Source organism: Caulobacter segnis (assembly GCF_003243465.1).
GTDB lineage: Bacteria > Pseudomonadota > Alphaproteobacteria > Caulobacterales > Caulobacteraceae > Caulobacter > Caulobacter segnis_A.
Genome location: NZ_QFQZ01000056.1, coordinates 24,337 through 32,182, shown reverse-complemented (window position 1 = coordinate 32,182; position 7,846 = coordinate 24,337). Strand labels below are relative to the sequence as shown.

5 protein-coding genes and 1 pseudogene are annotated in these 7,846 nt (G+C 68.9%); all 6 read right to left on the bottom strand.

Annotation, left to right across the window (positions count from 1 at the left end; genetic code table 11):
- Positions 1-72: 72 nt before the first annotated feature.
- Positions 73-1,041: a M15 family metallopeptidase gene (locus tag DI526_RS16220; protein ID WP_304280158.1), complete on the bottom strand. Its 969-nt coding sequence runs from the start codon at positions 1,039-1,041 to the stop codon at positions 73-75.
- A 137-nt stretch (positions 1,042-1,178) separates the two neighbouring features.
- Complete coding sequence (locus DI526_RS16215; protein WP_304280156.1) at positions 1,179-2,675, bottom strand: CoA-acylating methylmalonate-semialdehyde dehydrogenase; 1,497 nt, start codon at positions 2,673-2,675, stop codon at positions 1,179-1,181.
- Positions 2,676-2,751: 76 nt separating this feature from the next.
- The gene (locus DI526_RS16210; RefSeq protein ID WP_304280154.1) at positions 2,752-3,276 is read right to left on the bottom strand and encodes a flavin reductase family protein; all 525 of its coding nucleotides are present in this window, start codon (positions 3,274-3,276) and stop codon (positions 2,752-2,754) included.
- A 54-nt stretch (positions 3,277-3,330) separates the two neighbouring features.
- A complete protein-coding gene (locus DI526_RS16205; RefSeq protein WP_304280152.1) occupies positions 3,331-3,825 on the bottom strand; it encodes a GAF domain-containing protein in 495 nt (164 codons plus the stop codon).
- 67 nt (positions 3,826-3,892) lie between these two features.
- A pseudogene (locus DI526_RS16200) lies at positions 3,893-5,281 on the bottom strand (methyl-accepting chemotaxis protein); the annotation flags it as partial.
- Positions 5,282-5,489: 208 nt separating this feature from the next.
- A complete protein-coding gene (locus DI526_RS16195; RefSeq protein ID WP_304280150.1) occupies positions 5,490-7,814 on the bottom strand; it encodes a glucan 1,4-alpha-glucosidase in 2,325 nt (774 codons plus the stop codon).
- Between the last annotated feature and the right edge of the window lie 32 nt (positions 7,815-7,846).

The window sequence follows — 7,846 nt, the reverse complement described above, 5'->3', positions numbered from 1 at the left end:
AACACCCGCTTCGGCGCGGCGACCTGGGATGCGCTGATGCTCGCTAAATCCCTGTCTTAAAGAGGGATCTAGTCACCCGTGCGCCAATTCCGTGAACGTCTTCGTGCCGATCGGGTATCGCCGCCAGTCCTTGAAGTCGAAGTGCCACCACTCCTCAGCATAGACCTCGAAGCCCTGGGCGGTCATGGCCTCGCGAAGGATCGCCCGCAGCGCCCGCTGCTTGGTCGTCCCGCCCACGAAGTCGGCATAGGCGCGGCCGGAAAACTCGTCGTAGCGGCTGGGCATCTCGACGACCCGGCCCGTCTTCAGGTCGTACAGCGTCAGGTCCACGGCGCAGCCGCGGTTGTGGCGCGAGCCCTTGGCCGGGTCGGCGACGAACATGTGCGCGTCGGGCGGCGTCGCCTCCCAGAACATCCAGGTGACGAACCAGGGTCGATAGGCGTCGTGGATCAGCAGGCCATAGCCCTGGGCGGCCAAGGCGTCCTGCGCTCGCTTCAGCGCCTGGGCGGCCGGCCGCTGCAGATAGGCCGCCGCGCGCTCGTACAGCGGGATGCCCATGAAGTTGTTGGAGCCCGCATAGCGGATGTCGAGCCGGATGCGCGGATCGAGCGTGGTCAGGTCGACGAGGTCGGCCGGCAGGACGTCGCCCGTCTCGACCGGCGGCGTCGCGGCCAGGGCCTGCCGTCGCAGCGCCTCGGGGTCGGCCCGGACGCCGGCTCGGATGGCGGCCTCGGTCTCGGCGCCGAAGTCGTGGAAGGCCAGCCGCGTCCCGTTCAAACGCACCGCGTCGGGCTGAAGGACCAGCTCGCCGCCGCCCGCGATCGTGTAGCGGCCGCGCCCCGTTGCCGTCAGTCGCGCCGAGGCGCGGCCCGCGCCGTCGATGTGCAGGGCGCCATCCTTCTCGAACACCGTCAGCGGCGCGGCCTTGTCGCCGTACTGGCCGATCGCCGCCCATTCGGACCTGGAAAGCGCGAACGCGGCCGGCGCGGTGACGGCGGCGGCGCCGAGCGCGAGAAAGGATCGCCGTGCAAGACCCGCCATGTAGAAAGCTCCCCGATGTGTCATGCCGGCCGAAGCGTAGCGTAGAGCCGGGACCCAGGGGGTGACGAAACACCGTACGCGCCGCCCCTGGGTCCCGGATAGCCTCTGCGAGGCTTCCGGGATGACACAGGTGATGGCTACTTCATCGTCGGAATGACGAAGCTGCTGTCGGCCACGTCGCCCTCGGGCCAGCGGGCCGTCACCGTCTTGACCTTGGTGTAGAACTTCACGCCCTCGACGCCGTGCTGGTTGGTGTCGCCGAAGGCCGAGCGCTTCCAGCCGCCGAAGGTGTGATAGGCCACCGGCACCGGGATCGGCACGTTGATGCCGACCATGCCGACATTGACGTTCGCGGCGAACTCACGGGCGGCGCGACCGTTGCGGGTGAAGATGGCGACGCCGTTGCCGTACTGGTGCTCCGACGGCAGGGCCATGGCCTCTTCCATGGTCTCGGCGCGCACGATCTGCAGCACCGGGCCGAAGATCTCCTCGTGATAGGTCTTCATGCCCTTCTTGACGCCGTCAAACAGCGACGGGCCGATGAAGAAGCCCTTCTCGAAGCCTTGCAGCTGGAAGTCGCGCCCGTCGACGACCAGCTCTGCGCCCTCCTCCTGGCCGATGCGGATATAGTCGGCGATCTTGGCGCGGTGCTGGGCGCTGACCACCGGGCCGTAGTGGGCGTCGGGATCGGTGGAGACGCCGACCTTCAAGGTCCCGATCTCGGCGACCATCCGCTCGCGCAGGTCGTCGGCGGTCTTCTTGCCGACGGGGACCACGACCGGCAGGGCCATGCAGCGCTCGCCGGCCGAACCGAAGGCCGCGCCCGACAGGTCCTTGACCACCTGGTCGAGGTCGGCGTCGGGCAGGACGATCCCGTGGTTCTTGGCGCCGCCCATGGCCTGGACGCGTTTCCCGTGCGCCGTCCCGGTCTGGTAGACGTAGTGGGCGATGTCGGAGCTGCCGACGAAGCTGACCGCGCGGATCAGCGGATGGGTCAGGATGGCGTCGACGGCGCTCTTGTCGCCTTGGACGACGTTCAGCACCCCGGCGGGCGCGCCCGCCTCCATCATCAGCTCGGCCAGCTTGACCGGCACGGTCGGATCCTTCTCCGACGGCTTCAGGATGAAGCTGTTGCCGACGGCGATGCTGATGCCGAACATCCACATCGGGATCATGGCCGGGAAGTTGAACGGGGTGATCCCCGCGCAGACGCCCAGCGGCTGGCGCATCGAATAGACGTCGATGCCGGGACCGGCGCCTTCGGTGTATTCGCCCTTCAGGATATGCGGGATGCCGCAGGCGAACTCGATGACCTCCAGGCCCCGCTGGATGTCGCCCTTGGCGTCGGCGATGACCTTGCCGTGCTCGGACGACAGGATCTCGGCCAGGGTGTTCATGTCGCGCTCGATCAGGCGCTTGAACTCGAACATCACCCGGGCGCGACGCTGCGGATTGGTCTGGGCCCAGCCGACCTGGGCCTTGGCGGCGACCTGGACGGCCGCGTCGAGCTCGGCGTCCGTCGCGAACTGGACCCGCGCCTGGACCTCGCCGGTATTGGGATTGAAGACGTCGCCGAAGCGGCGGGAGGTTCCGACCAGGGCTTGACCGTTCACGAAATGGGCGATGTCTCGCATGATGCGCTCCCTAACGCTTGTTTTGCGCGTCAATAGCATCCCCGGCTCACGCCGTACCGCGCGAAATTATGCCGCCTCACTCCGCATCGACATGCACCCGCCGGAAGCGGCCCTGCAGATAGACCAGCGGCTCGTGGTCCGGGTCGTAGCGCAGCTTGACCACGCGCCCGACATAGACCCTGTGATCGCCGGCGTCGAAGGCGTGGTGGGTCTCGCACTCGAAGTTGGCCATGCAGCCGGGCAAGATCGGCACGCCCGTGCGCCAGGTCTCTGTGTCGACGCCGGTGAACCGGTCGACGCCCTTCTGCACGAACTGGCGGGCCAGTTCCTGGTGCTCGGCGTGCAGGACGTTGACGGCGAAGCGCCCAGCCGCGTTCAGGGCCGGCAGGCTGGACGACTTCAGGTCGACGCAGATCAGCGCCAGCGGCGGATCCAGCGAGACGGACGTAAAGGAGTTGGCGGTCAGCCCCACGCGGCGGCCGTCCTCGGCGATCGTGGTGACGACTGTGACGCCGGTCGTGAAGCATCCGAATGCGTTGCGCAGGGCCCGGGCGTCGTGGACGCCGCCTTCTCCCAGCTCGATCGTAACCGCCCTACTCATTGGCTTAGCAGTGGGCCAAAGCGATGGCGGGAGCAAGCCGGCGCACGCGACGGATCAAGCGAACGTCGCTTTCAGGATCTTTTCCAGCCAAGCTTGGTCCGTCTCGTCGAAGGCGGCGGGTTTGTCAGAGTCGACGTCGAACACGGCGATCAACTGACCAGCCTTGTCGAACACCGGGACCACGACCTCGCTCGCCGAGCGGCTGTCGCAGGCGATGTGGCCGGGGAAGGCGTGGACGTCGGGCACCAGCTGGGTCTGGCCGGTCTCGGCCGCCGCGCCGCAGACGCCGCGCCCGAAGGCGATGCGCAGGCAGCCCAGCGTGCCCTGGTAAGGCCCGACCACCAGCTCGCGCGGCTTTGCCGGATCGACCACGTAGAATCCGGTCCAGAAATAGTGGTCGAAGCTGCTGGCCAGCATCGAGGCCACCGTCGCCATGCGGGCGGTCAGGTTGCTCTCGCCGTCCAGCACGGAGGCGATCTCGTCGGCGACCTCGGCATAGCGGGTCGCCTTGTCGGCGGAGAGGGTGATGTCGTTGAACGCTTCGGCCATGGCGGGGATATAGCGCGGCCGGCGCGGGATGCGAGGGGGAAGTTACCCGCGCGAATGGATCGCCCTGCTAGAACTCCTCCCACTCGCCCGGCCGCGAGGTCGGCGCCACCTTCAGCGCATTCGCGCCCTGCACGTAGCGCTGGCGGAAGGTCTCGCGGGTGGGCGCGGCGACGGTCGGGCGCTGCGGCGCGGCGGCGGGACGGCGCTCGACGCGGGCCGGCATCTCGTGGATTTCCGCGCCGATCTGGAAGCGCCCGATCAGGCGCTCGAGCTCGGCGGCCTCGTTGGCCAGGGCGTGGCTGGCGGCGGTCGACTGCTCGACCATAGCCGCGTTCTGCTGGGTGACTTGGTCCATCTGGCTGACGGCCTGGTTCACCTCGGCGAGACTGACCGCCTGCTCCTTGGACGACGAGGCGATGTCGCCGACCAGTTCGTTGATCTCGACGACCTGGACCAGGATCTCGCGCAGGGTCTCGCCGGTCTCGCCGACCAGTTTGACGCCCTTGCCGACCTGCTCGGTGGACTCGCTGATCAGGCCCTTGATCTGTTTAGCCGCGTCGGCCGAGCGCTGGGCCAGGGCCCGGACCTCCTGGGCCACCACGGCGAAGCCGCGCCCGGCGTCGCCGGCGCGGGCGGCCTCGACCCCCGCGTTGAGCGCCAAGAGATTGGTCTGGAACGCGATTTCGTCGATCACGCCCAGGATCTGGGTGATCGAGCGGGACGACTTCTCGATGCCACCCATGGCCTCGACGGCCTCACTGACCACGACGCCGCTGCGCTCGGCGGCGGCCCTGGCGCTGATCGTCACCTGGCGGGCCCGCTCTGCGCCCTCGGCGCTGCGCCGCACGGTGGCGGTGATCTGGTCGAGCGAGGCGGCGGTCTGCTCAAGGCTGGCGGCCTGGCGTTCGGTGCGCAGCGCAAGATCGTCGGCGGCGTGGGTGATCTCGGCGCAGCCCGCGCGGATGCCGCGCGTCGCGCCCAGGATGCTGGACAGCGTGGCCTGCAGGTTCTCAACGGCGGTGTTGAAGTCGCGCGAGGCTTGGACCGCCTCGCCCTCCAGCCCGTCTTCGCGCATCCGCCAGATCAGGTCGCCCTCGGCCAGACGCTCCATGCCCTCGCCCATGGTGCGGACGGCTTGCGCTTTCGTCGCAGCGTCGGCCTCGGCGTCCTCGATCTGGCGAAGATGCTCAGCCTCGGCCCGTGCCCAGGCGGCTTCGTTTTCAAGGCGCCGGCGCTCGCCGTCGGCCAGGCTGTGGCGGAAACCGTCGAGGGCGCGGGCCACCGCGCCGATCTCGTCATTGCCATCGGCGCCGTGAACCGCCTGATCATAGCGACCGGCGCTGAGCGCCTCGACCGAGCGGGACAGGCCGTCCAGCGGCTTCCTGACCACCGCCTTGGCGGTCACGGCCAGGGCGATCAGCACCACCAGCATGAAGACGCCGCCAGCCGCCAGCAGGGTCAGCGCGACGCCATAGCTGCCGCCGGCCTGCAGGGCCACGCCCCCGGCCGCCGCGACCAGCAGCACGCCCATCGTCAGGCCGGTGGCGAGGATCAGCTTCCGGGCGATGGACGATCGACGGGACATGGAACGGGTCTCCGGCCAAAACTATGGCTGTTAACCCTGTCTTTGACGATCGATTCCTGAATCGCCCGTTAACCACGTTTCAGGGGCGCCCAAAACGGGCCTTCACCGGCGCGTAGCTGTCCCAGACCTGGCCGTCGCTGACCGAGCGCAGCAGCTTGACGTACTCGGCGTGGCTCCAGGCCAGGGGCGTGGCGGAATCGGTCCCCTCTCCGCGTTCGTAGCCGTGCGGACTGGCCGCGCCGACGCCGTCCCAGACCTGTTCCGGGATCAGCAGGCCGTCATTGGCGAACAGCTCCATGGCCCGGACATAGGTGTCGCGGATCTTCTTCACGGCCGCCGCGTCCGGCTTGCCCGACAAGCCCGCCAGCTCCAGCGCGTAGTGGCCGCGCTCGCCGGTGAAGATCGGCCACACCCGGCCGCGCTGGCCCGGGCGCATCTGGCCGTCCGCGCCGTAGTTGGCGCCGGTCGCGATGTCCTCGCCATAGCCATCGACGCCATAGCGCCGCCAGCCGGGGAAAGCCCCCCGCTCGCCCGGGAAGGTGAAGTCGTAGCGGACCCGATAGAGGTCCTCCATCGCCTGATCGTCCAGCTTGGGCAGGGTCGCGACGATGGCCGGATCGTCGGCGCGACGCACGCCATAGCGCACCAGTTCCAGGAAGCCGCCGTCCAGCATCCGATCCTCGGGGACCGCGGCCTGGCCGTTACGTTCCTCGACCGGGCTCTTGTTGTCGGGGTCCTGGTCGCTGTTCAGGCGCAGATAGTAATGGCCGTCGCCGAACGCGCCCTTGCTCGTCACCATCCGCGCCTCGACCTTAGCGGAGTAGTCGTCGGCGGTCCTGCGGTAGAGATCGGCCGAAGCCTTGTCGCCGGCGGCTTCCGCGATGTCGCCGGCGACCACCAGGCCCGCGATAACGGCGGCCGTCGTCGAGGGCGAATAGCCGCCCTGCTCTTCCCAGCGCTCCTGCTGGGTGAACGGCGGGGTGATGGTGGCGCTGTTCCAGCCCAGTCCCACCTTGCCGCCCTTCACCAGGAAGTCGGCGGCGGGCTTCAGCATGCGACCGTAATAGGCCTTGAGCTCCGCCTCGGGCAGCCAGCCCAGTTTCCAGAGCTTCCAGCCCAGCATGATCGGCATGGCCGTCTGGTCGAGCTGGACCCCGACCCATTCGGGCGTGCCGTCGACGTGCGACTTTTGCAGGAACCAGCCGCCGACGCCGGTGTTGCCCGGAGTCTTCGGACCGACCTGGACGGTGGGCAGATAGCGGAAAGCCGCCAAGGGCGTCTGCCTGTCGCCCAGGGCCGCCAGCGCCATGGCGCACTGATAGAAGTCGCGCGGCCAGACCGCCTTGTAGCCGGTCGAGGACTGGGTGGCGTCGACGGTGTCGCCCCACGGGTTCGACAGCGAGGCGATCAGGGCCCCGGCGTAGGTGCGGTCCTCCTGGACCTTCAGCATCAGGGCGCTGGCCTGGACCAGCTTGCCACCGTCCTCAGACGCTTCGCGCAGGCGCGGCAGCTCGCTCAGCGAGGCAAGATAATCCTCCCAGCCCACGCGCGCGCCCTCGCCGTTGAAGCGGGCCAGCACTTCGCGATAGCCGGTCTTCAGCGTGGCCGAAGCCGCAGCATCGGCGGCCTTGGCGTCGGGGCCGAAGCCGATGGCGAAGTCGAAGGTTGCTTCCTTGGCCACGGTCGGCAGCCGGGCGGTCAGAACGATCGCGCCATTCGCCGAGGTCGTGGTCGCCTTCAGCCCCGCCAGGGCGTCGCTGTCGTTCAGCACGCTAGCCGAAGCCTGGGCGAAGGGCTTGGTCCCCTTCAAGCTCAGGTGCGCCCTGCCTTCGAAGGCCGTCAGGGCTGCGACCGAGGCCGCGCCCGCATCGCCGCCGCCGGTGTTGGCCATGTGCGGCTCAAGCACCAGGGTCGGCGTCACCGGCCCCATCAGCGCCTTGACCGTCACTCTCACGAACAGGCTGTTGCGGTCCGGGTCGGTGAAGATCCGCTTCTCGATGACGAAGCGACCTTGGCGGTCGGTCGTGGTGATCTTGTAGGCCGGCGACAGCGGCCGGCCGCCGCTGTCGACATGCAGGTATTCCGTCTTGGCCGTGGTGTCCGCGCCCTCGACCGCCAGGCCGGTCGGCGTCTGAACGGCGACGCGCATCTGCTTGATCTGGGCCTCGTGGATCAGGCCGTACATGGTCTCGGTCAGCACGCCGTCGGCGATCGAGAACCAGACCTTCGACACCGCGCCCGTCGGGCCTCCCGACTTGTAGGCGCCGTCGACATAGGCCTCGTAGGACGCGCCGACGCCCGTCTTGGCGGCGTAGGCCCAGGTCGTGGCCGGCGCGGCGGCGTGGGCGACGCTGGCGAGGGCGGTGGCGGCCGAGGCCAGGGCGATAAGTTTCAGGCGGCGCATGGCGAGGACCTCGTCAGGCTGAAGGGAAAGCA